This window comes from Actinoplanes sp. NPDC051537 (genome assembly GCF_055586105.1).
Map to the genome: position 1 here is coordinate 738,292 of NZ_JBVJIU010000001.1, position 21,838 is coordinate 760,129.

The window sequence follows — 21,838 nt, forward strand, 5'->3', positions numbered from 1 at the left end:
CGGGGGACCCTGGCCGACGGCAGCGAGTGGCGTTACTTCTTGCTGGCGGCGCCGAGCTGCTCGATCTCCGCGGTGTTGTCGGTGCGCACCGCGTCGAACAGGGCCTTGGCCTTGGTCTCGTCCGGCAGGACCACGCTCTGGTTGCCGATCATGCCGGTGCCCTTGCTGGGGCTGGTGTAGAAGTTCAGGTTGCCCGAGCGCAGGTGCCGCAGCTGGGTCGCCATCGACAGCATGTTGAGGTCCTTGTCGACGCTCACCGTGTTGGTCGTGGCGTTGAGGAACGCGTTGATCTTGCTGGGGCTCGACAGGGTGCCGCCCGACGCGGCCTTGTCGAGGATCGCCTTGATCACGTCCTGCTGGTGGCGGATGCGGGCGAAGTCGCCGTCCTTGAACGAGTAGCGCTCGCGGGCGTAGTCGAGGGCGGCGGGGCCGTCCAGGACCTGCGGGCCCTTCTCGAAGTGCCGCTTGCCGTCCGGGTTCAGCGAGTGGGTCGAGGTGAACGTCGCCTCGACGTTGACGGTCACGCCACCGAGCGCGTCGACGATCTCCTTGAAGCCGGCGAAGTCGACGAGCGCCACGTGGTCGATGCGGACGCCGGTGTACTTCTCCACCGTCTGGACCATGAGGGCGGGGCCACCCCACGCGTACGCCGCGTTGATCTTCGATTTGGTGTCGCCGTGCTGGCCGTTGGCCGACTTGGGGATGTAGACCCAGGTGTCCCGGGGAATCGAGATCAGCTGCGCGGACTGCTGCTTCTTGTCCAGGTGCATCACGATGATCGTGTCGCTGCGGGACCCGCCCAGGTTCTCCGGGTCGCGGGTGTCGCTGCCCAACAGCAGGAAGTTGATCGCGCCACCGGCGGCCGCGTCCTTCTGCGGGCGGCTGGCCTCGGGCACCTCCGAGAACGCGTCGACGCGCTGGACCTTGCCCTCGACGTTGCGCAGGTAGAGGCCACCGGCGATGAGACCGACACCCACCAGGATCAGCGGGACGAGCACGCAGATCAGGATGATCTTTTTCTTGTTCCGCTTGCGTTTCGGCTGTTCGGCCGGGGGGTACTGGTCGTCGCCGAGGCCGATCACTTCGGTGGCGTCGCTGTTGTACATCGGCTGTCGGGTCGGCATGCGAGAGATCGTACTGACGGGCGCAAGTCCGCACGGTCCCATGAACGGCCACGAAGTCGCAGAACGTGAAGATGTGACCAATTACATTGGCATCGGGCGTCGCACCGATTAGTCGGGATTGACGCCGATTGGCCGCAGTACCAATACCGCAAGGCGCGGGAATCGGGACAAAGCCAACATCGACCACTATCGCATCGATCGTCACTCACCGGGTGGTGCGGATCCACAGCAACCTTTAACATTCCCGCTCGATCGCGGTACATGAACCGCTTTCGTACACGGGGGAAGCTGATGGTGCAGACAGGTCCGGCGCTCCCGGGGCATTCCCCGGAGATGTCGATCGGTGGCCTGCGGTCCGTCAACGGCGGGCCGAACGGCCGCGACGACGTGCAGTATGAGGTGTTCGACTGGTGGCAACCGGCCGGTGAGGACCCGATCGACCCGCCGGCCGAGACGATCATCCCGCGGCCGCGCAAGCCCGAGAACGCCGCGCGCAAGGACGAGCCGCCGACCGAGCGGCTGATCATCGACGGCACGGCACGCTCGACGGTGGTGCTGCCGTACATCCCGTCGGAGAAGGCCAAGCGCACCCGCCCGTTGCGGGCCTGGATGCTGGCGCTGCCGATCGACCTGGCCGCACTGCTGGCGCCGATCGCGTGGAGCCAGCAGTACTGGAAGGGCAGCGTCACGCTGGCCCTGCTGACGGTGGGCGCGTTCGCGATCGGCGGCCTCTACCGGGCCCGGCGGCACCTGAGCGTGCTCGACGAGCTGCCGACCATCTACTTCCGGTTCCTGGCGGCGACCGCGATCATCGCGATCGTGGTGGCCGGCCGGCACGACTCGGTCAACTACGTCAGCGGCTTCCTGCAGCTGGCCGCCATCTCGGCGCTGCTGCTGCTCCCGGCCCGCGCGATCAGCCGGGCGGCGGTGCTGATGGCCCGCCGGCGGCGGATCGTCGAACACAGCGCGATCATCGTGGGCGGCGGCCCGATCGCCATCGAGCTGGCCCGGCTGCTGCGCCGCTACCCGCAGTACGGCCTGCGCTTCGCCGGCTTCGTCGACGTGCCCTCGACGGCGCACGACAAGCGCGAGAGCCAGCCGTACGTGGGCGAGCTCGAGCAGCTGGAGGAGCTGGTCCGCTACACCGAGTGCGACGTCGTCATCATCGCCGACATCGACTGCCCGGAGAACCGGCTGCTGCGCGCCGTCCGCGCCCCCGGCATGGTCAAGACCGACCTCTGGATGGTCCCGCGGCTGCGCGAGTTCCCCGGCTCGGTCGGCTCCCCCGACCACATCGGCGCGATCCCGGTCGTGCCGCTGCGCCAGCCGACGCTCTCCGGCCCGAAGTGGGCGGTCAAGCGCACCGCCGACGTCCTCTTCTCCTCGATCGCCCTGCTGCTGCTCAGCCCGATCCTGCTGTTCTGCGCGGTCGGCACGCGGCTCGAGGGCGGCAAGGGCATCATCTTCAAGCAGCAGCGGATCGGCCAGTTCGGCAAGCCGTTCAACGTGCTGAAGTTCCGCTCGATGCGGCCGGCCAACGACAACGAGTCGCAGACCAACTGGAACATCGGCCACGACCCGCGGGTCGGCCCGTTCGGCAAGTTCATGCGGCGCACGTCGCTGGACGAGCTGCCCCAGCTGTGGAACATCCTGCGCGGCGACATGACGGTGGTCGGCCCCCGCCCCGAGCGGCCGTACTTCGTGGACCGCTTCTCGGTCGACTACCCGGAGTACGCGATGCGTCACCGCGTGCCGGTGGGCCTGACCGGTTTGGCCCAGGTGAGTGGCCTGCGCGGCGACACCCCGATCTCCGACCGCGCCCGGTTCGACAACTACTACATCGAGAACTGGTCGCTCTGGCTCGACGTCAAGGTCATCCTCCGTACGGTCGGAGAGGTGTTCCGAGCCGGAGGGCGTTGATTTACCTAGCTCTTCGCCGCCCGGTCACGGATCCGTGACCGGGCGCATATCTACCCCCGTCACCGTGGGGGCATGATCAGATTCGCGGCGCTGGGCGACTCGGTCACCAGCGGGTACGGCGATCCCGTGCCGGGCGGCGGCCGGCGCGGCTGGGCCGCCATCCTGAGCGACGCCATCGAGCCGGTCGCCTTCCACAATCTGGCGGTCAGCGGGGCCCGGATCGGCGACGTCGCCGAGCGGCAGCTGCCGGCCGCGCTCGAGCTGCGGCCCACCCTCGCGTCGGTGGTGGTGGGCATGAACGACACGCTGCGCGGCGACTTCGACGCCGACGCGCTGGGCCGGACGCTCACCTCGACGGTGGCGCAGCTGCGCGGGAGCGGCGCCACGGTGCTGACCGCCCGGCTGCCCGACCCGGGCCGGATGTTCGGCCTGCCCGGGGCGATCGCGCGCCCGCTCGGGCGGCGGATGGCGGCGCTCAACGAGGTGCTCGACCGGATCGCCGCCGAGTACGGGACGATCCACGTGAACCTGGCCGGCGTCCCCGAGGACGCGACCGTCTATCACCGGAACAACTGGAGCGTCGACCGGCTGCACCCGAGCGAGCGCGGGCACCGGCTGCTGGCGTACCGGTTCGCGGTCGCGTTGCGCGAGGCGGGGCACCCGGTGGCGGCGCTGCCCGGGCTCGCGGCCACGTACCCGGAGCCGACGACGGGCCAGCGGGTGTGGTGGATGGCGACCCAGGGCAACAAATGGCTGCTGCGCCGTTCGACCGACCTCTTCCCCACGCTCGCCCGGATGGTGCTCGACGAGCTGCGCCGGCGGCCGCCGGAAATTGCCGCACCGGAGATTCGGAACTTGCGATAGAGTCACGGAACTTACGCTCCGGGACAATTTTAGGGGTACGCATGACAAGCACCGAGGCCACGACCGCGACCCTGACCGGGCGCGCGATCCAGAACCCGGTGCTCGCCGGCTTCCACCCCGACCCGTCGATCCTGCGCGTGGGCTCGGACTACTACATCGCCACGTCGACCTTCGAGTGGTACCCGGGCGTGCGGCTGCACCACTCCACCAACCTGGTCGACTGGCAGCCGCTGGGCGGCGCGCTCGGCGAGAAGCGCCTGCTCGACCTCACCGGCGCCGCCGACTCGGGCGGGGTCTGGGCGCCCAGCCTGACCTACGCGCACGGCCTGTTCCACCTGCTCTACACCGACGTCGCCACGTTCGCCGGCGGTTACTGGGACCCGCAGAACTACGTGGTCACCGCCCCGAGCCTGGCCGGCCCCTGGTCCGACCCGGTGGTGCTGCACGGCCGCGGCTTCGACGCCTCGCTGTTCCACGACGAGGACGGCTCGACCTGGATGCTCTCGATGGTCGCCGACGCCCGGCCCGGCAACAACCGGTTCGCCGGCATCTCGATCCAGCGCTACGACCGCGAGGCCCGGCGGCTGACCGGCGGCGAGCACATGATCTTCAAGGGCACCGCGGCCGAGGTCACCGAGGCCCCCAACCTGTACCGCAAGGACGACTGGTACTACCTGGTCACCGCCGAGGGCGGCACGAGCTGGGCGCACCAGGTCACCGTCGCCCGGTCGCGGGACATCCTCGGCCCGTACGAGGCGGATCCGGCCGGCCCGCTCCTGACCTCGAACGGCCACCCCGAGCTCGCCCTGCAGAAGGCCGGCCACGGCAGCCTGGTCGAGACCCCGGCCGGCCAGTGGTACCTCGCGCACCTCGTCGGCCGGCCCTACTCCACGCTCGGCCGCTGCGTGCTCGGCCGCGAGTCGGCGATCCAGGAGGTCACCTGGACCGAGGACGGCTGGCCGCGGATCGCCGGCGGCATCCCGGCCGACTCGGTGCCGGCCCCGCTCGGCGTGACCGTCCCCGACGTGCGCCCGGCCTCCTCCGAGGAGAGCGAGGCCGACGACTTCGACGGCGCGGAGCTGGGCGTCAACTGGTCCACGCTGCGGCGCCCGGCGACGCCCGACTGGGTCGACCTGACCAGCCGCCCCTCGTTCCTGCGCATCACCGGCGGCCAGTCCCCGATGAGCCGGCACCGGCCGAGCCTGGTGGCGCGGCGCGTGGTGGCCCGCCGCTGCGACTTCGAGACGGTGATGGAGTTCGCCCCGCGCAACTATCGGCAGCTCGCCGGAATCACCGCTTACTACAACACCAAGAACTGGTACTTCCTGAACGTGACGGCCGAGGACGACGGCACGCGGGTGCTCGGCCTGCTCGCCTGCGACAGCGGCAAGGTGCGGATCGTCGACGGCGTCCGGGTCGACCTGACCGGAATCGATCGGATCGGCCTCCGGTTGCGGCTTGACGGGGAGTCACTGACTTTCGCGTACACGACGGAGCCCGACGCCGCCGCGCCCCAGTGGCGTGATGCCGGCCCCGCGTTCGATGCGACCACGCTGTCCGACGAATACGCTGCGAAGGTGGTGGCGGGCGAGCCCGAGGCATGGGGCTTCACCGGCGCGTTCGTCGGGCTGTGGGTGCAGGACCTCGGCGCCGAGGGCGGCTACGCCGAGTTCGACCGCGCCACCTATCAGACCTCCGGGTGAAGAGGGGTGCCCGGGCTGGGCGGGGCGCGCCCGGCCCGGGCATTAAATCGGGCCTGGAACCGGTCGCCGAACACGTTCGTTACGATCGCCCGATGAGTCCTCGCCGCGACCCCGTCAGCCGCCGCGACCGGCCGGCCAAACCGCCGCTGAGCCGGGCGGGCGTGGTCGCCGTGGCGCTGCGGATCATGCGCGAGGAGGGCCTCGAGAAGGTCACCATGCGGCGGGTGGCGGCCGAGCTCGACACCGGCCCGGCGTCGCTCTACGTCTACGTCGCGAACACGGCCGAGCTGCACGGCGCGCTGCTCGACGAGCTCTTACCCGACATTTCTGGAAATGATGCGATAGAGCTGCTCGGCGCCTACACGCTGCTGCTGCGCGACTATCCCAGCCTCGCCCGCTCGGTGCTGGTGCTCCGGCCGGCGGGGCCGAACTACGTGCGCCTGATCGACACGCTGCTCGGCCTGCTGCACGAGAGCGGGGTCCCGCTGCGGCAGGCCGCGTGGGGCGTCGACCTGCTGCTCCAGGCCGCGACCGCGTCGGCCGCCGAGCACGGCGCGGCCGAGGCCGAGGACGACCACCAGCAGCGCGAGGCGGTGCGGGAGGCGAGCGCGGCCGACTTCCCGAACGTCGACCGGGCCCGCGCGGAACTGTTCTCCGGTTCCGGCCCGGACCGTCAGAGGTGGGCGTTCGCCGCCATCATCGACGGCATCCGCCGGACGCCGGCCTGACGGACGCCGGCCCGACGGACGCCGGCCCGACGGACGCCGGCCCGACGGACGCCGGCCCGACCCGCTCAGAGCGCGCCCGCCCACGCGGCGCGCAGCAGGGTGGTGACCCCTTCCCGGGTGACGGGACGAGGGTTCGGGAACGTCACCGCCGTGACGAGGTCGCTCACCCGCTCGATGTCGCCCTCGGCCATGCCGAGCTCGCGCAACGAGGTGGGCGCGCCGAGCCCGGCCGCGAGATCGCGCAAGGCGACGGCGGGCGTCCCGGTCTCCAGGGCCCGGGCGAGCCGCTCCGACCCGGCCGGGGCGTTGTAGGCGAGCACGTGCGGCAACACCACCGTGTGGGTCTCGGCGTGCGGCAGGTTGAGGGCGCCGCCGAGGGCGTGGCACAGCTTGTGGTGCAACCCCATCGTGGTGGCGCCGAGCACCGCGCCGCAGAGCCAGGCCGCGTACTGGGCCTCGGCGCGCGCCTCGACGCCGGCGGGGTGGGCGACCACCGCGGGCAGGGCGGCGGCCATCGCGCGTACGCCCTCCTCCGCCATCAGCTCGATGATCGGTGAGCGGTCCGGGGCGTACAGGCCCTCCGCCGCATGGGCGATCGCGTTGATGCCGCTCGTCACCGAAAGCCCGGCCGGCAGCGCCAGGGTGAGCTCGGGGTCGTAGACCACGCTGACCGGCAGCACCCGGGGATCGCGGCCGGTGCGCTTCACGCCGTTCTCGGTCAGGCCCCAGACCGGGGTCATCTCGGAGCCGGCGTACGTCGTGGGCACCGCGATGACCGGCAGGCCGTGCTCGAGGGCGACCGCCTTGCCCAGCCCGATCGCCGAGCCGCCGCCGACCGCCACGCACCCGTCCGCGCCCAGCTCGCGCGCCACGTCCCGGGCCTCGTGCGCGACCTCGACCGGGACGTGCATCGTCGCCCCGGCCAGGATGCCGGCGCAGCGGGCGCCCAGCGCCGCGGCGACCCGCTTGGCGACGTGCTCCTGGCGCGGCCCGCACAACACGAGCACCCGGCCGAGCCCCAGCGCACCCACCTCATCCGGAATCCTCTGGATGTTGCCGGGGCCGAACGTCACCCGCATCGGCAGCGCCTGGTACCCGAACTCCCGGGTCACCGGCGCAGGACCAGGTCGAAGGTCAGCGTACGGAACGGATTCGGCAGGCCCAGCCGCGCGGCCCGCGCCGGATCATCCACCTCGGGCACCTCGCGGATCAGGCTCTCCTTGACGCCGAAGACCGCGTCGGAGTCGAGGTAGGGACTGTCGGCGACGAAGACGTGCGTGGTCACCGGGCGATATCCGGGCGCCGACACGATGAAATGCAGATGCGCGGGCCGGTACGGGTGCCGCCCCGTCGCCGCGAGCAGCCGGCCGACCGGCCCGTCGTCCGGGATCGGGTAGTACCGCGGCACGACCGACCGGAACCAGTAGCGCCCGTCGTCGTCGGTCGTGAACAGCCCGCGCAGGTTGAGCGGCGGCTGGATGCCCGGCTGCTGCACGTCGTAGAAGCCGTCCTCGTTCGCCTGCCAGATGTCGACCTGCGCGCCCGCGATCGGCTCGCCCCCGGCGCCGGTCACCCGGCCCTCGACGAGGCAGGGCGTCCCCTTGCCGTCGAGCGCCACGTCGTCGCCCAGCTCCCGCGGCGGCGACTCGACCACGTGGAAGGGTCCGAGCACGGTCGACTCGGTCGCCGTACCCCCGGCTCGGTGGTTGATCGTCTCGACCAGCATCGACACGCCCAGCACGTCGGAGAGCAGGATGAACTCCTGCCGCGCCGCGTCGCTCTTCTGCCCGGTGCGGGTGAGGAAGTCGATCGCGGCGGCCCACTCGTCCTCGGTGAGCTCGACCTCCTTGACGAACGCGTGCAGGTGCTCGACCAGTTTCGTCAGCACCGTCCGGAGCCGCGTGTCCGGCGTCCCGGCGAAGCTCGCCGCCACCACCTCCGCCGACCCTTCCTCGGTGAACAGCAGACCCGTACCCATCCCGACACCTCCGGCCACGTTGCGCTCCCCCTCACCGTAGATCCCGCGGGTTACCGTGACGCCGGTGAACCCCGGACTCTGGCCCCTGCCGCTCGCGCTCGTCACGATCTGGTCGCTCTCGTGGTGGCGCGGCACCCGCCGGTTCCGGCTGTGGTTCGCGCTGTGGGCCCCGGCCGCCTGCCTGGGCGCCGTCATCCTGGCCCTGGTGGCGGCCTTCTCCTCGGCCGGCGACCCCTGCTCGGGATCCTGCCCGGGCAGCGCCGTGCAACGCTGGGCCGGCAGCGTCGACTCCCCGTCGGCGGCGACCGCGTGGTTCGGCGCGAGCGCTCTCCTGGCGCTCGGCGTCGCGCTGGCGCTGACCGTCGTCACCCTGGTCGTCGAGTACATCCTGCTCGTGCGGCGCGACGCCGCCGACCGTCCGCAATAGACAAAGGTTCGCCGGTGGCATAGAAAGGGCGCCATGAGCGAGCCCGATCTTCAGCCCGGCATCCCGCACGCCGCCCGCATGTGGAACTACTGGATGGGCGGCACCGACAACTTCGAGGCGGATCGGGCCACCGGGGACGCCGTGGCGCAGATCTATCCGGAGATCGCGCTGATGGCGCGGTTCTCGCGGCAGTTCCTCATCCGGGTCGTGCGCCACCTCGCGGCCGAGGCCGGCATCCGGCAGTTCCTCGACGTCGGCACGGGGCTGCCCACGATGGAGAACACACACGCCGTCGCGCAGCGGGTCGCGCCCGAGTCACGCGTCGTCTACGTCGACAACGACCCGATGGTGCTGGCGCATGCGCGCACCTTGACGGCCGACGCGACGACCTACGTGCTGGCCGACTACCACGAGCCCGACCAGATCCTGGCCGCGGCGGCCGAGACGCTCGACTTCGGCGAGCCGATGGCGGTCATGTTCATGGGCGTGATGGGCTACGAGCCGTCCCTCGACGTGGTCAAGTCGATCACCGGGCGGATGATGGCGGCGGCCGCGCCGGGCAGCTACCTCGTGTTCTGGGACGGGACGAACACGACGCCGTCCGTGGTGGCCGGCGCCGCGAAACTGGCCGAGATGGGCGGCGTGCCCTACCACCTGCGCAGCCCGGCCCAGCTGGAATCCATCTTCGACGGGTTGACGCTGGTCGAGCCGGGGCTCACCCCGATCACCGCCTGGCGGGCCGACGGGGAGATCGAGCACATCGACGCGTACGGGGCGGTCGGCCGTAAGTAGGGTTGGCGCATGACCGAGGTCCGCTCCGTCGCCCGCGCGCTGGACATCCTGAGCGCGTTCAGCTCGGCCCATCCGCGGCTCACGTTGTCGGAGCTGGCCGAGGCCGTCGGGATGCCGCGGCCCAGTGTCCGGCGCATCGCCGTGACGCTGATCGAGCGCGGCTTCCTGCGGCAGGACCCGGACGGCGCCTACCTGCTGGGCGTGCGCCTGCTCGAGCTCGGCAGCCAGGTGTCGGAGAGCTCGGCCATCACCCACCGGGCCGGCGCCGCCGCCGACGAGCTGGCCCGGATGACCGGCGAGACCGTGCTGATCGCCGAGGTCGACTGGTCGTCGCTCTCCCTGCTCATCATCGGCAAGCGGCACCCCGTGCAGCCGCCCGCCGCCGCAACCTCCCCGGTCGGCCGGCGATACCCGCTGACCAGCGGCTGCATCGGCAAGGCGGTCCTGTCCGGCCTGCCGCCCGAGGGCGCCGCGTCGGTCGTGCCCCGGCTGCGGCTGACGCCCCGCACGCCGGCGACGATCGTCGACCACGACCGGCTGGCCGCCGACGTGGCGGCGTCCCGGGACCGCGGCTACGCGATCCAGTCCGGCGAGTTCCTGGTCGGCATGGCCGGCGCCGCCGTCCCCGTGCACGTCTCGGGCCGGGTGGTCGGCGCGCTGGCCCTGCTCGGCGCCGCGCTGCGCTACCCGAGCCCCAAGCTCCACCGCACCGGCCGGCTCGTCCGAAGCGTCCTGGCCCAGCACCGCCCCTGAGGCCGCCGCACCCCACGGGCGGTCATCGGCCGAGCGCGGGTGGTCACGCGTTTCGCAGGGCGGAACCGAGGCTCGTGGTGAACGGATCTTGCCCGCTAGCCTCCGCGCGTTCAGCGAGCGGAGGTCCCCCATGCCCCAAGAGCCCGACAAGACCCAGATCGAGTACGAGAAGGACGGTGGCGGCACGACGGCGACCATCGTGGTCGGTGGGCTGATCGTCCTGATGGTGGTCGCCCTGGTGGCGTTGCTCTACCTAACCTTCGCCGGCTAGCTCGATCGCGGCGGCCGGGCACACCGCGGCGGCGTTCTCCACGTCGGCGCGCAACGAGGCCTCCGGCGCGGGGTCGAGCAGCACCACGACGCCGTCCTCCTCGCGCTGGTCGAACACCTCGGGGGCGATCATCACGCACTGACCGGCCCCGCAGCACTTCTCCTGGTCGACGGTCACTCTCAAAGCCGATTCCCTTCCCGTACGCGGAGAAGCGCCGCGACCGCCTCGATCAGGTGCGCGCCGGTGCGGGCCCAGGTGTCACCGGCCGGCGCGTTGCCGTCGGCCAGCCGCTGCTCGTGGTCCGCGCACGTGTGGATGATCAGGTGCCGGACCATGCCGGCCCGGGCCACGGCGTCGGCCGGCACGCAGGCCAGCACCGCGTCCATGGCCCGGCGCATGACCGGCGTCGAGGTCGCCTCCCGGATGGCGATCGTGCGCAGGCCGGGATCGATGCTGACCTGGGCGGCGAACCGCGCGTACCAGCTCGGCACGCCCAGCTCCGCGAGGTGCCCGGTGACCGGCCGCACCAGGCACGCGATCCGGGCCCGCGGGTCGGGGTCGTCGCGTTCGAGCATCACCGCGCGCATCCGGTCCATCGGGACGGCGTGCGCGCGGATGACGGCGGCGACCAGGTCGGCCTTCGTGCCGATGTGATAGCCGACGGCCGAGTTGCTGCCCTGGCCCGCGGCCTCGGCGACCTGGCGGTTGGAGACCGCGTGCACCCCCCGCTCGGCGAACAGCCGTTCCGCCGTACGCAGCAGGAGCGCCTGGGTGGCCGCCGCGTCCGCGCGGGGCCGCCGTCGCGAGGCCGCGGTCACCATCGGACCGGCAGCGATTCGAGCCCGCCGACGACCAGGCCCTCCCGGCGGCGCAGCTCGCCGGCCGGCAGCGCCAGCTCGAGCCGGGGCAGCCGGTCGAGCAGCACCGACAGCGCCGTCTGCAGCTCGACCCGGGCGAGCGCCTGCCCCAGGCACGAGTGCGGGCCGGCGCCGAACGCGATGTGCGGGTTGGGCCGCCGGTCGAGCACCATCTCGTCGGCGCCGGCGAACGCGCAGGTGTCCCGGTTGGCGGCGGCGATGCTGGTGACGACCGTGGAGCCGGCCGGGATCGTCTCCTCCCCGACGGCGACCGGCTCGCTGACGTAACGGGGGATGCCGAAGCCCGGGTTCGCGTCGAAGCGCAGCGACTCCTCGACCGCGGTCGGGATCAGCGCGCGGTCGGCGAGCAGCCGCTCCCAGCGCGACCGGTCGGCCAGCAGCATCGCGACCATCTTGCCGATCATGTTGGCGGTGGTCTCGTGCCCGGCCACGAGCAGGCCCTTCGCGGTCGCGATCAGCTCGGGCTCGGTCATCCGGCCGTCCTGCGCGTCGACCACGGCGGCCAGCTCGCTCAGCAGGTCCTCGCCCGGGTCGGTGCGCTTCGCGCGTACGTGCTCGGCCATGAAGTTCTGGAATTCCGCCGCCGCCGCGTCCAGCTCGTCCTGCCGGTAGCGGGTCAGGTTGAGCATGGCGTCCGACCAGTACGAGAAGCGGTGCCGGTGCTCGGCCGGCACGCCGAGCAGCTCGCAGATCACGAAGACCGGCAGCGGGAAGCCGAGGCCCTGGATCAGGTCGTGCTGGTCGGTGGTGAGCATCTCGTCGACCAGGCCGTTCGCGAGCTCCTCGATCCGCGGGCGCAGCGCGTTGACCCGCTTGGCGGTGAACGAGCGGCTCATCATCCGCCGCCAGCGCGCGTGGCCCTCGCCGGCGGTCATCGTCGCGGTCGCGCCGCCCTCGTTGAAGACGCCGCCGCTCTCGGAGTCGGCGACCCGGGCCGCGCCGGGCTGGGTGAGGTTGTGCGTGAACCGCGGGTCGGCGAGCAGCCCGCGGACGTCGTCGTAGCGGGTGAGCAGCAACGCCTCGTCCCCGCTGGCCATCCGGATGGGCGAGACCGGGCACTCGGCGCGCAGCCGCTCCCACTCGGCGGGCGGCTCGAGGGCGGCGGGCGCGGCGAACGGATAGTCCATGGTGCGCTCCCCGTGTCGTGGACATCAGCGGACGTCAATGCAATCTAAGTCAGGTGACTGATCGACATCAATGCCTGTTATCCGGAACGGGCGGCCGACAGCAGGCCGCGCAGCAGTTCGCCGAGCTCGTCCGGGCGCTCCCGCCAGGGCTGGTGACCGCCGCCCGCGATCAGGTGCAGCCGGGCGCCGGGAACGGCGGCGGCCAGCGCGGCGACGGTCGCGGCCGGGCGGGTGTCCCGGTCGCCGTGCAGGAACCAGCACGGCCGGTCGAGCTGCCCGGCCCGGGCGAGAACGTCGGCGTCGGACCAGCGCCGCGCGTCGGCCATCAGCGCCCGGTTGGCGGCCCAGTTGATCGGGTGCTCGGTGCGCGCGTCCTCGAGGGCCCATCGCCAGGCGCGCCCGGGGTCGGCGAAGTCGGTGAACCAGTGCAGCGCCCGGAACTCGACCTCCTCGTCCGGGGTCCGTTCGCTCCGGTCCTCGAGCGCCGCGAGCCGGTCGGCCTGGGCGGCCGTCATGCGCCGGGTGCGCTCGGCGTGGTGCGGGCCGCGCCAGTCGCCGACGCCGACCCCGCCGAGGTAGCCGAGCGCGGCCGTCCGATCGGGATGGCGCACGGCGTAGGCGAGCGCGAGCGTGGCCCCGAACGAATGCCCGGCCACCACCCAGCGCTCGTGCCCCCAGTGCCGCCGCAGCGCCTCGACGTCGGCCACCGAACGGGCCAGGCTCTGCTCGGCGGACGCGCCGGAGCCGCCGCAGCCGCGCTGGTCGAACCGGTGAACGACGGTCAGCGGCGCCAGCATCGCGGCGACCGGCGCCAGGTAGTCCCACAGGCCCGGGCCGCCGTGCAGCAGGACGACCGGCGGGAAGTCACCCGCGGTCCCGGCCGTCCACGTCCGCAGTCGCACCCCGTCGTCGACGGCCACCATCCGCACCGGCCGACCCTACGCGCCCGCCGGGCACGCTCACCGGTACGCCGGCTGCGGCCCGGCCGGGTCGGCGCGGACGACGTCGAGGCGGGGATCGGAGGTCAGGCGGTCGACCAGCAGCTCGCGGCCGCCGATGCCGGCCCAGTGCGGATCGACGTCCAGGGCCACGCACCAGGCGTGGTCGGCCGGCCAGACGAAGGCGGGAGCGGTCTCGTCGGCCAGGGACTCCGGCATGCCCCAGACCCCGACCTCGGCGAGCGGGCCGCGGAACAGCCAGTACTCGCGGTGCGGGACGACGACCCTCGGCATCGACGGCATGCGCGGGGCCGGAGCCAGGCCGGGCACGGCGCCGGGGCGCGGGACGGCCCCGGCCGGGCCGGGCTCGGCGCCGCCGTGGCCGAAGCCCTCCCAGACCAGGAAGTAGCAGTCGCCGGGGGCGGTGGTGTACGCGGACAGGGCCGCGAACAGACGCGGTAGCTGCTCGGCCCGCCAGTCCTCGGCCTCGACGTCGAACTCGCTCTGGCCGGGATGCTCCGGGTCGGGCAGCAGTCGTAGCCGAGCGTAGGCGTCGAACCCGCCGGGACCGAAGGTCACCAGCCGCTGCCAGGGCAGATCGCTGCGCGCGATCCAGTCGGCGGCCGTCAGGTCGGGACAGAAGGTGAGCGTCACAGCTCCCGTTGTATCGTCCGCGGCCCGTTCAGGCGACCTGCCACGCCTACTCACGTTTGAGTCGGTCGGCCTCGGCGCGGGCCTCGGCCACGATCCGGGCCGCGGTGATCTTGGCCTCGGCGATGTGGTCGGCGGCCTGCTCCTCGGCGAGGGCCAGCACGCGCTCGACATGCGGGCCGAGATGCGCGAACGTGGGCTTCCCACCCTTCGGCGCGGCGCGGGCCGCCAGGGCGTCGCCGACGAGGTCGCCCTTGGCCGAGCGAGCGCCGAGAATCATCAGGAGCAGCCCCACCGTGCCGACGACCACGCCGGCCCAGACCACCCGCTCGCCGCTCTCGAAGCCGATGATCAGCCCGGCGCCGGCGCCGAACAGGAACAGGCCCCACCGCGTCATGGCGGAATCCTAGTCGTGATCCATCGCCACCGATATCTCGACGCCGTCCAGCCGGGACAGGATCATCTCCCGGAAGCGGGGGCACTGCTGGTAGTCGGCGTGCCGGCAGCGCAGCCCGTGCTCGAGCATCCTGGCCGACAGCGCCAGCCGGGCCTGCCGCTCGCGGACCTCGGCCAGCTGGACGGTCAGCACCTTGCGGCGCTGGTCGCGATCCTCCGCGGCGAACAGCTCCCGCAGCTGGTCGAGGCCGAAGCCGGCCTCCTTGCCGAGCTGGATCTCGGCGACCCGGGTCACGTGGGTCATGTCGTAGGCGCGTCGGCCGGCCACCCGCCGCGCCGGCGACAGCAGCCCCCGCTCCTCCCAGTGCCGCAGCACGTGCGTGGCCAGGCCGAACCGGGCCGCCAGCTCGCCGATCGTGAGTTCCATGGGTCACCTCGCCGTACCGTTGACTTCAGGTCGACCTTAAGTCGCATGCTCGCTTCCATGCATACCGCTCACACCGACTCCGACCGGCTCATCGCCGCCCTCGACGCGGCCGAGTCGCTGCCGGGCGCCCGCGAGCTGCGCGCCCGGAGCTACGACCTGCTGCGCCGGCCGGACGGGTCGACCGTGATCGACGTGGGGTGCGGCACCGGGCGGGCGGTGGCCGAGCTCGGCGAGCACGCGATCGGGGTGGATCTCGATCCGGTCATGCTCGCGGCCGCGATCCGGAGATTCCCGGGCGTGGACGTACGCGAGGCCGACGCGACCGCCCTGCCACTGCGCGACGGCGAGGCCCTCGGCTACCGCGCCGACAAGGTCTTCCACATCCTGCCCGACCCGGGCGCCGCGCTGGCCGAGGCCCGCCGGGTGCTCGCCCCCGGCGGCCGGATCGTGCTGCTCGGCCAGGACTGGGACACCATCGTCATCGACTCGTCGGAGCCGGAGCTGACCCGCCGCATCGTCGCCGCCCGGGCCGGCACGATCCCCCACCCCCGGATCGCCCGCGCCTACCGCAACCTGCTCCTGGACGGCGGCTTCGAGGACGTCACGCTCGAGGCGCACACCGCGATCTTCACCGAGCCCGCCACCATCTCGCCGGCGCTGCACGGTCACCTGGTCGCGGCCCGCGACACCGGCGCCGTCACCGCCGCCGAGGGCGAGACCTGGCTCGCCGACCAGGACCGCCGCGCCGCCGCCGGGCGGCTGACGGTCGCCATCTCGATCTTCGTGGCCGCCGGGACCCGCGTCTGACACCGCCTGGCATGATCGGCGCATGTCGACGTCGCGGGCCGGGCTGGTCCTCACGCTGCTGGCCGTCGCGGCGGCCGGCGGGTGCACCGGCGAGCCGGCTCCGGCCACGCCCGGACCTTCACCGGCGCCCACGAGCGCCGCGGCGCCGCCGCCCGTGACCGTGACCGCGCCGGCGGAAGTTCCGGGCGAGATCGCCCGGGTGGTGGTGTCCGGCCCGGGCGGGCACGAGGCGACCGTCCGGCGCACGCCGAAACCCCACCAGCAGTACTGGCTGCACGCCGCCTGCGCCGCGGCCACCCCCGGCACGACGCTCACCTTCGCGGTGCGCAGCGGGAAGCCGGGGGCGTCCGGCGACCCGATCGTCTCCGGCGACCTGCCGTGCGACGGCCGGAAGACGGTTAACGGCCTCGGCGAGCTGCCGCCCGAGCCGATCGTCGTCGAGCTGGGCGGTGACCCGGGTGGCGCCTCCGCGGCGTACGCGCTGATCGCCCCGCTCGCCGAAGGCGGCTGATCAGGCCCGCAGCAACCCCGGGCGGCCGGCGAGCACCGCGAACGTCGCCAGGGTCCGGATCGGCGCGCCCGGCACGCTGACCGCGTCGAGACCACGGAAGTCGGCCCGGATCTCGGAACCGGTGATCCGCGTCCGGGTGTAGCCGCGCCGGTCCGAGTAGTACTTCAGGTGCGGGTTGACGTCGGCGGTCGGGATCCTCGAGTCCGCCGTGCCGTCGCCGCGGGAGGTGAGCGACGTGCAGATGAGCTCGGCGCCGATCGTGGGTGACGCCGGATCGAGGTAGTCGGCCTTGAGATCGTTGGCCCACGCCGTGTGGATGTCGCCGGTGAGCACGACCGGGTTGCGCACGCCCCGCTCGACCCATCCCCGCTGCAGCCGGTCGCGCGAGGCGCGGTAGCCGTCCCAGGCGTCCATGTTGCCCGCGCCGAACGCGTTGATCTGCCGCGCGAAGAAGACCTGCTGGCCGATCACGTCCCAGACGGCGCGGCGCTGGGCCAGGCCGTCGAGCAGCCACGCCTCCTGCGCGAAGCCGGGCAGGCTGCGACCGGGCCGATCGGCGTCGGGGCAGACCTTCCAGTGGCCGCCGCACGCCTGCGGGTCGCGGAACTGCCGGGTGTCGAGCATGTGGAACGTGGCCAGCCGCCCCCACGGGACGCGCCGGTGCAGCGGCACGCCGGGCCGCAGCGGGAGGTGCTCACGGTAGGCGCGGTAGGCGGCGTCGCGGCGGGTCACCCACTGCGCGGGCGACAGCGGGGGCACGTCGTCGAGCCGGTGCCACCCGGCGTAGTCGTCCTCGACGTCGTGGTCGTCGGGCACCACCAGCCAGGGCGCGGCGGCGTGCGCGGCCTGGAGGTCGGGGTCGGTCTTGTACTGCCCGTAGCGCCGCCGGTAGCCGGCCAGCGTGAGAACCTCCGGCCCGAGGTGCATGCGCGCGTGACCGGGTGTGGCGCCGCCCTCGTAGATGTAGTCGCCGAGATGCAGGATCAGGTCGGGGTGTTCCTCGGCCATCCGCCGGTACGCGGTGAACCAGCCCGCCTCGAAGTTGGCGCACGAGGCGAACAGCATCGTCAGGCCGCCCCCGGCCCGGTCGGGCGCCGGCGCGGTCCGGGTGCGCCCGACCGGCGAGAGGTCACCCCGCGCCCGGAATCGGTAGTAGTACTCGCCGTCCGGCGCGAGACCGCCGGCGACGACGTGCACGGTGTGGGCGTCGGCGTACCGGGCGATCGCCGTGCCGGCCGCCACCGGAACGGCGAACGACTCGGTCCTCGACACCTGCCAGTCGACGGCGACGTCGGCGCCCGGCATTCCGCCGTGGCCGTCGGCGGCGAGCGGGACGGGCGCGAGCCGGGTCCACAGCACGACGCTGTCCGGGGCGGGGTCACCGGAGGCGACACCGAGCGAGAAGGGGTACGGGAGGGCGCGTCGCGGCAGCACGGCCGTGCCGAGACTGCCGAGCACGAAGACCCGGCGGCTGATCCTGTTCACAGACCCCGACGGTAGCCCTATTTGTCCAGATTTCCGCGTGACACCCGTTCCCGGCATGATCTTCACCATGAAGAAGCTGCGCCTGGTGCTGGCCGGGATGCTGGTCTCCGCGTTCGGGGACGGTATGAGCCTGGTCGCGGTGGCGTGGCTCGCGGTGCAGATCGCGCCCGAGGGGCAGGAGGGCGTCTGGACCGGCATCTCGGTCGCGGCCTATGCGCTGCCGGCGCCGGTCGGGGCCGCGTTGCTCGCGCGGTGGATGCGCCGGCTGCCGGCGGCCCGGCTGGTCACGGCGGACGCGACGCTGCGGGCGATCGCGCTCGGCGTCGCGGCGACGCTGGCGATCACCGGGCGGCTCGACCCGATCGCGTACGCGTCGCTGCTCGCCCTTTCCTCGCTGCTGCACGCGTGGGGCATCGCCGGCGCGTACACGCTGGTCGCCGAGCACTTCCCGGCCGAGAAGCGGGTGGCCGGCAACGCGCTGGTGTCGACGTTCACCCAGGTGTCGATCGTGATCGGGCCGGCCGTGGCGGGCGGGCTGGCGGCCGTGACCGGGCCGGGATGGGTGCTCGCCGCCGACGCCGCCACCTGGGCGGTGCTGGCGCTGACGGCGTGGACGGTGCCGACCCGGCCGGTGGCACCGGCCGACCGGGGTGGCTGGCGGACGATCCGGGACCGGCCCGCGCTGTTCGGGCTGATCGCGATCACGTGCGTGTTCTTCTTCCTCTACGGGCCGGTCGAGGTGGCCCTGCCGGTGCTGGTGGCCCACGACCTGGACGGCTCGGCGGGGCTGCTCGGTCTCTACTGGACCGTCTTCGGCGTCGGCGCGACGATCGGCGCGGCCGGGGCGGCGCTGCTGCGGCGTCTGCCGCCGTGGACCGTGGTGGTGGCGATCATCATCGGGTGGGGCGCGGCGCTGCTGCCGCTCGGGCTGACCGCGGCGATCGTGCCCGGGCTGATCGGCATGGCGTTCGGCGGGCTGATCTACGGGCCGTTCTCGGCCATCACCACGGGACTGTTCCAGGCCGAGACGCCGCCCGAGGCGCTGAGCCGGGTGCTGGCGACCCGGGCCGCGATCCAGACGCCGTCCGCGTCGCTGGGCACGCTGCTCGGCGGCCCGCTCGTCAGCGCCGCCGGCGCCCGCCCGACGCTGCTGCTGTCGGCGCTGCTCACCATCGGGCTCGGCGTCGCGGCCGCGGCCGGGGCCGGGCGGCGGTCATGACGGATGTCATCCGTGCCCCCGTGCCGGTCGATACCCGTACGCGCGCTCGTCGATCCCTACCGTCGTAGGCATGGACGAAAACGAGACGCCGTTTCTGAGCAACGAATCCGGCCGGGCCTGGTACGTCAACCTGCTGGGCGGCACCAAGCGCCGCGGCCGGTGGCGGATGCCCCGGGACATGCGGGTCGTCGGCCCGCTCGGTGGCGCCAACCTCGACCTCACCGAGGCGGAGCTGCCGGAGCGGCCGGTGCTCACGAAGATCAGCCTGATCGGCGGAGTCTCGCTGCGCGTCCCGGACCACATCGACGTCGAGGTCGAGGGCTTCCGCATCTTCGGCGGCGTCCGGGTCGAGCCGGCCCGGCGCGGCGGGCCGGCCACCACGACCGTGAAGATCCGCGAGTACAGCCTGATCGGCGGCGTGCACGTCGAGCGGGGCTGACTCAGCGGTTGCGCCACCGCGGCTTGCGCTTCTGGGCGAACGCGGTGAGGCCCTCGATCGCGTCCTCGCTGACCATCAGGTCGTCGAGCGCGCGGCTGTGGTGGCGGACGGCGTCGACCACGTCGGGAATGCCGCGGGTCTCCTCCATCACCCGGAGCGAGATCCGCACCGAGGTCGGCGACGAGTCGAGGATCTCGGCGGCCAGGGCGCGGGCGCCCGCGAGCGCCTCGCCGGCCGGCGTCACCCGGTTGACCAGGCCGTGGGCCAGGCCCTCGGCGGCGGTGAGGCGGCGGCCGGTGAGGATCATCTCGTGGGCCAGCTTGGGCGGGAGCGTCCGGGGCAGCCGCACCACCCCGCCGGCGCCCGCGATCAGGCCGACCTTGACCTCGCTGAGCGCGAACTTCGCCGTCTCGTCGGCGACGACCAGGTGGCAGGCCAGGGCGATCTCGAAGCCGCCGCCCATGGCGAAGCCGTTGACCGCGGCGATGACCGGCTTGGGCATGCTGCGCCGGCTGGTCAGGCCCGCGAAACCGTTCTTCGGCACCCACATCGGCTTGCCCGACGCCGAGTAGATGAGGTCGTTGCCGGCCGAGAACGCCTTGTCGCCGGCCCCGGTGAGGATCGCGACCCACAGCTCGTCGTCGGCGAAGTACGCGTCGAACACCCGGTCGAGCTCGTCGTTCGCCATCGGGTGCAGGCTGTTGCGGGCCTCCGGGCGGTTGATGGTCACCTCCAGGAGATGGCCGTCGCGGCGTACGAGAAGGTGCTCGTAATCGTCCTTGATCGTCGCGGGCGAGACCGGGAACAGGCGGTCCATCGTGGACTCGTCGGTGGTGACCCGGTTGCCGAAGCCGAACGAGCGCACGTAGACCCGCTTGCCGATCGGCTCGTCCGTGCTCAGCAGTTCGAGCGTCGCCGCGTCGCGGTCGTCGGTGCGCGCGACGAAACGGCGTCCGTCCTCCTCCAGGCGCCCGATGACGATGCCGGTGCGCTTTCCGTCGCGCGCATGCTTGACGGTGTACGTCTCGACGGTCGCCCAGCCGTCGGCCTGGCGCGCCTCCCCCGGCGCCGGCCACGCGTCGATCTCGGCCTGCAACGAGGCGCTGCCGTCCGGCCGCCAGGGCGCGGGCGTGGTCGTGTAGACGCCGGCCGAGTACTTGCTCATGACGCCGCCGTTGGCGCCGACGAAGCCGTAGCCGCCGGGCTGCTTCCGCGCGCGCTCGACGGTCTCGGCGATGGCGTGCATCGAGTAGTTGTTGCCGGCGCCGCCGAAGAACGGCAGGCCGCCGGTGAGGGTGAGGCCGCGCGGGTTGTCCGGGGACAGGCCGAGCGCGTCGGCGACGGTGAAGACCGGCGCCGGGAAGCAGCTGTAGAGGTCGATGGTGGCGAGCTCGGCGGCGTCGATGCCGGCCTGGTCGAGCGCGTGCCGGGCGGCCATCGCCGAGGCCGGGCCGGCGGCGAGGTCGGCACGGTCCATGAGGTCGCGTTCGCGCAGGTCGGCGTGGCCGGCGAGGAACACCCAGCGCCCTTTGGCAATGCCGAGGCGGCGGGCGGCGGCGACGGAGGTGAGCAGCACCGCGGCGCCCTGGTTCACCTTTTCGCGGGCGACGACATAGCGGGTGTACGGGTCGGCGATCGGCCGGTTCGCGGCGGTCGGCGTGACCAGCTCGGCGGCGGTGCGCTCGACCGGGGCGGCGGCGTGCGGGTTGGCCGCCGCGACCCGGGTGAAGGGGGCGAACAGGGCGCCGATCCGGGCCGCGTACTCGTCGCGGGTGAGCTTGAGCCGGGCCCGCCGGGCGTTGTCGACCAGCGCGTACTGGCTGGGGGCGTCGGTCAGGCCGTGCGCGGCGTGATGCGTGTTCACCAGTCCGCGCAGCCCGAAGCCGCGGTCCTCGAGGTCGCCGCCGGGCTCCTCGGTGAAGTCGGGCTTCGCGGGGTCGCGGGCGTACTTCTCGACGGTGGAGATGGCCTCGGAGCCGAACAGGAGGACGGCCTCGGCGTCGCCCGCCGCGATGGTGGCGGCGAACTCGTTGACCAGGTGCTGGGGGCTCTGGCCGCCGGCGACCTCGAGGACGGCCCGCTTGGGGTCGGCGCCGACGCGGGCGGCGACCGACCGGGGGAAGTTGCCGGAGCGGCCCAGGAGCGCGCGGGCGCCGGGGGTGGAGTTCTCGAACTGGCGGGTGCCGGCGACGGTGTCGATCGCGGCGGCGACCGCGGCCGGGTCGGCGCCGGTGTTCTCGAGGGCGGCGCGGGCGGCGTCGGCGGCGAGCTCGACCGGCGAGCGGCGGCGGTAGCCGGGGTCGTCCAGGCGTTCCGAGGATTGGCCGACGCCCACGATGATCGGCGTGCTCGGGTCGAGGTCGTCGAGGTCGTCGAGGTTCGGTGACATCAGGTCGCTCC

The 21,838-nt window shown here is 73.0% G+C and carries 24 protein-coding genes; 12 read left to right on the forward strand and 12 right to left on the reverse strand.

The features are described from left to right. Positions 1-32: 32 nt before the first annotated feature. Entirely contained in the window at positions 33-1,124 is a 1,092-nt protein-coding gene (locus ACZ6TB_RS03525) for an LCP family protein (protein WP_465550110.1), read from the reverse strand. A gap of 291 nt (positions 1,125-1,415) precedes the next feature. On the opposite strand from ACZ6TB_RS03525, the gene ACZ6TB_RS03530 reads away from it, so the two are divergent. The 4 genes from ACZ6TB_RS03530 (at position 1,416) to ACZ6TB_RS03545 (ending at position 6,339) form a co-directional block, all read left to right on the forward strand. Continuing rightward, the gene (locus ACZ6TB_RS03530; protein WP_465550111.1) at positions 1,416-3,044 is read left to right on the forward strand and encodes a sugar transferase; all 1,629 of its coding nucleotides are present in this window, start codon (positions 1,416-1,418) and stop codon (positions 3,042-3,044) included. Between the two features lie 72 nt (positions 3,045-3,116). After that, positions 3,117-3,908: an SGNH/GDSL hydrolase family protein gene (locus tag ACZ6TB_RS03535; RefSeq protein ID WP_465550113.1), complete on the forward strand. Its 792-nt coding sequence runs from the start codon at positions 3,117-3,119 to the stop codon at positions 3,906-3,908. Positions 3,909-3,949: 41 nt separating this feature from the next. Continuing rightward, positions 3,950-5,611 (forward strand): glycoside hydrolase family 43 protein, encoded by a 1,662-nt coding sequence (locus tag ACZ6TB_RS03540; RefSeq protein ID WP_465550115.1) that lies wholly within the window; start codon positions 3,950-3,952, stop codon positions 5,609-5,611. Between the two features lie 92 nt (positions 5,612-5,703). Then, a complete protein-coding gene (locus ACZ6TB_RS03545; RefSeq protein ID WP_465550117.1) occupies positions 5,704-6,339 on the forward strand; it encodes a TetR/AcrR family transcriptional regulator in 636 nt (211 codons plus the stop codon). A 65-nt stretch (positions 6,340-6,404) separates the two neighbouring features. Here ACZ6TB_RS03545 and ACZ6TB_RS03550 read toward each other — a convergent pair whose 3' ends face one another. Beyond that, positions 6,405-7,451 carry a maleylacetate reductase gene (locus tag ACZ6TB_RS03550; RefSeq protein WP_465550119.1) on the reverse strand — a complete coding sequence of 349 codons (1,047 nt, stop codon included), beginning with the start codon at positions 7,449-7,451 and terminating at the stop codon, positions 6,405-6,407. Beyond that, on the reverse strand, positions 7,448-8,317 hold the full coding sequence (locus tag ACZ6TB_RS03555; protein ID WP_465550121.1) for an intradiol ring-cleavage dioxygenase: 870 nt from the start codon (positions 8,315-8,317) through the stop codon (positions 7,448-7,450). Before ACZ6TB_RS03555 ends, ACZ6TB_RS03550 begins: the two co-directional genes overlap by 4 nt. 64 nt (positions 8,318-8,381) lie before the next feature. Here ACZ6TB_RS03555 and ACZ6TB_RS03560 point away from each other — a divergent pair, with 64 nt between their 5' ends. The 4 genes from ACZ6TB_RS03560 to ACZ6TB_RS03575 all read left to right on the forward strand — a co-directional run bounded on the left by ACZ6TB_RS03560 (position 8,382) and on the right by ACZ6TB_RS03575 (position 10,560). Then, positions 8,382-8,744 (forward strand): hypothetical protein, encoded by a 363-nt coding sequence (locus ACZ6TB_RS03560; protein ID WP_465550123.1) that lies wholly within the window; start codon positions 8,382-8,384, stop codon positions 8,742-8,744. A gap of 33 nt (positions 8,745-8,777) precedes the next feature. Continuing rightward, positions 8,778-9,536: an SAM-dependent methyltransferase gene (locus ACZ6TB_RS03565; RefSeq protein ID WP_465550125.1), complete on the forward strand. Its 759-nt coding sequence runs from the start codon at positions 8,778-8,780 to the stop codon at positions 9,534-9,536. Positions 9,537-9,545: 9 nt separating this feature from the next. Further along, complete coding sequence (locus tag ACZ6TB_RS03570) at positions 9,546-10,289, forward strand: IclR family transcriptional regulator (protein WP_465550127.1); 744 nt, start codon at positions 9,546-9,548, stop codon at positions 10,287-10,289. 130 nt (positions 10,290-10,419) lie between these two features. Continuing rightward, entirely contained in the window at positions 10,420-10,560 is a 141-nt protein-coding gene (locus ACZ6TB_RS03575; RefSeq protein ID WP_465550128.1) for an EGFR-like transmembrane domain-containing protein, read from the forward strand. Here the strand turns inward: ACZ6TB_RS03575 and ACZ6TB_RS03580 are convergent. The 7 genes from ACZ6TB_RS03580 to ACZ6TB_RS03610 form a co-directional block, all read right to left on the reverse strand. Continuing rightward, a complete protein-coding gene (locus tag ACZ6TB_RS03580) occupies positions 10,543-10,737 on the reverse strand; it encodes a ferredoxin (RefSeq protein WP_465550296.1) in 195 nt (64 codons plus the stop codon). The two genes, ACZ6TB_RS03575 and ACZ6TB_RS03580, sit on opposite strands and share 18 nt — an antisense overlap. Positions 10,738-10,739: 2 nt before the next feature. Continuing rightward, a complete protein-coding gene (locus ACZ6TB_RS03585; RefSeq protein WP_465550130.1) occupies positions 10,740-11,381 on the reverse strand; it encodes a TetR/AcrR family transcriptional regulator in 642 nt (213 codons plus the stop codon). After that, the gene (locus tag ACZ6TB_RS03590) at positions 11,375-12,565 is read right to left on the reverse strand and encodes a cytochrome P450 (RefSeq protein ID WP_465550132.1); all 1,191 of its coding nucleotides are present in this window, start codon (positions 12,563-12,565) and stop codon (positions 11,375-11,377) included. Before ACZ6TB_RS03590 ends, ACZ6TB_RS03585 begins: the two co-directional genes overlap by 7 nt. Positions 12,566-12,642: 77 nt before the next feature. Next, positions 12,643-13,488 carry an alpha/beta fold hydrolase gene (locus ACZ6TB_RS03595; protein ID WP_465550298.1) on the reverse strand — a complete coding sequence of 282 codons (846 nt, stop codon included), beginning with the start codon at positions 13,486-13,488 and terminating at the stop codon, positions 12,643-12,645. Positions 13,489-13,524: 36 nt separating this feature from the next. Further along, complete coding sequence (locus tag ACZ6TB_RS03600) at positions 13,525-14,157, reverse strand: hypothetical protein (RefSeq protein ID WP_465550134.1); 633 nt, start codon at positions 14,155-14,157, stop codon at positions 13,525-13,527. Between the two features lie 46 nt (positions 14,158-14,203). Beyond that, positions 14,204-14,551 carry a hypothetical protein gene (locus ACZ6TB_RS03605; RefSeq protein ID WP_465550136.1) on the reverse strand — a complete coding sequence of 116 codons (348 nt, stop codon included), beginning with the start codon at positions 14,549-14,551 and terminating at the stop codon, positions 14,204-14,206. A gap of 9 nt (positions 14,552-14,560) precedes the next feature. Continuing rightward, a complete protein-coding gene (locus tag ACZ6TB_RS03610; protein ID WP_465550138.1) occupies positions 14,561-14,977 on the reverse strand; it encodes a MerR family transcriptional regulator in 417 nt (138 codons plus the stop codon). 57 nt (positions 14,978-15,034) lie between these two features. Here ACZ6TB_RS03610 and ACZ6TB_RS03615 point away from each other — a divergent pair, with 57 nt between their 5' ends. After that, a complete protein-coding gene (locus tag ACZ6TB_RS03615) occupies positions 15,035-15,784 on the forward strand; it encodes a methyltransferase domain-containing protein (protein WP_465550140.1) in 750 nt (249 codons plus the stop codon). A gap of 22 nt (positions 15,785-15,806) precedes the next feature. Next, positions 15,807-16,295 carry a hypothetical protein gene (locus ACZ6TB_RS03620; protein WP_465550142.1) on the forward strand — a complete coding sequence of 163 codons (489 nt, stop codon included), beginning with the start codon at positions 15,807-15,809 and terminating at the stop codon, positions 16,293-16,295. On the opposite strand, the gene ACZ6TB_RS03625 is transcribed toward ACZ6TB_RS03620, so the two are convergent. After that, a complete protein-coding gene (locus ACZ6TB_RS03625) occupies positions 16,296-17,780 on the reverse strand; it encodes an alkaline phosphatase D family protein (protein WP_465550144.1) in 1,485 nt (494 codons plus the stop codon). It lies immediately after the preceding gene. A 37-nt stretch (positions 17,781-17,817) separates the two neighbouring features. Between ACZ6TB_RS03625 and ACZ6TB_RS03630 the strand changes: the two genes are divergently transcribed. Both ACZ6TB_RS03630 and ACZ6TB_RS03635 read left to right on the forward strand, forming a co-directional pair. Beyond that, complete coding sequence (locus ACZ6TB_RS03630; protein WP_465550146.1) at positions 17,818-18,999, forward strand: MFS transporter; 1,182 nt, start codon at positions 17,818-17,820, stop codon at positions 18,997-18,999. 70 nt (positions 19,000-19,069) lie between these two features. After that, on the forward strand, positions 19,070-19,438 hold the full coding sequence (locus tag ACZ6TB_RS03635) for a hypothetical protein (RefSeq protein WP_465550148.1): 369 nt from the start codon (positions 19,070-19,072) through the stop codon (positions 19,436-19,438). 1 nt (position 19,439) lies between these two features. Here the strand turns inward: ACZ6TB_RS03635 and ACZ6TB_RS03640 are convergent, their stop codons facing one another. Then, positions 19,440-21,827 (reverse strand): acetyl-CoA acetyltransferase, encoded by a 2,388-nt coding sequence (locus tag ACZ6TB_RS03640; RefSeq protein WP_465550150.1) that lies wholly within the window; start codon positions 21,825-21,827, stop codon positions 19,440-19,442. Positions 21,828-21,838: the final 11 nt, after the last annotated feature.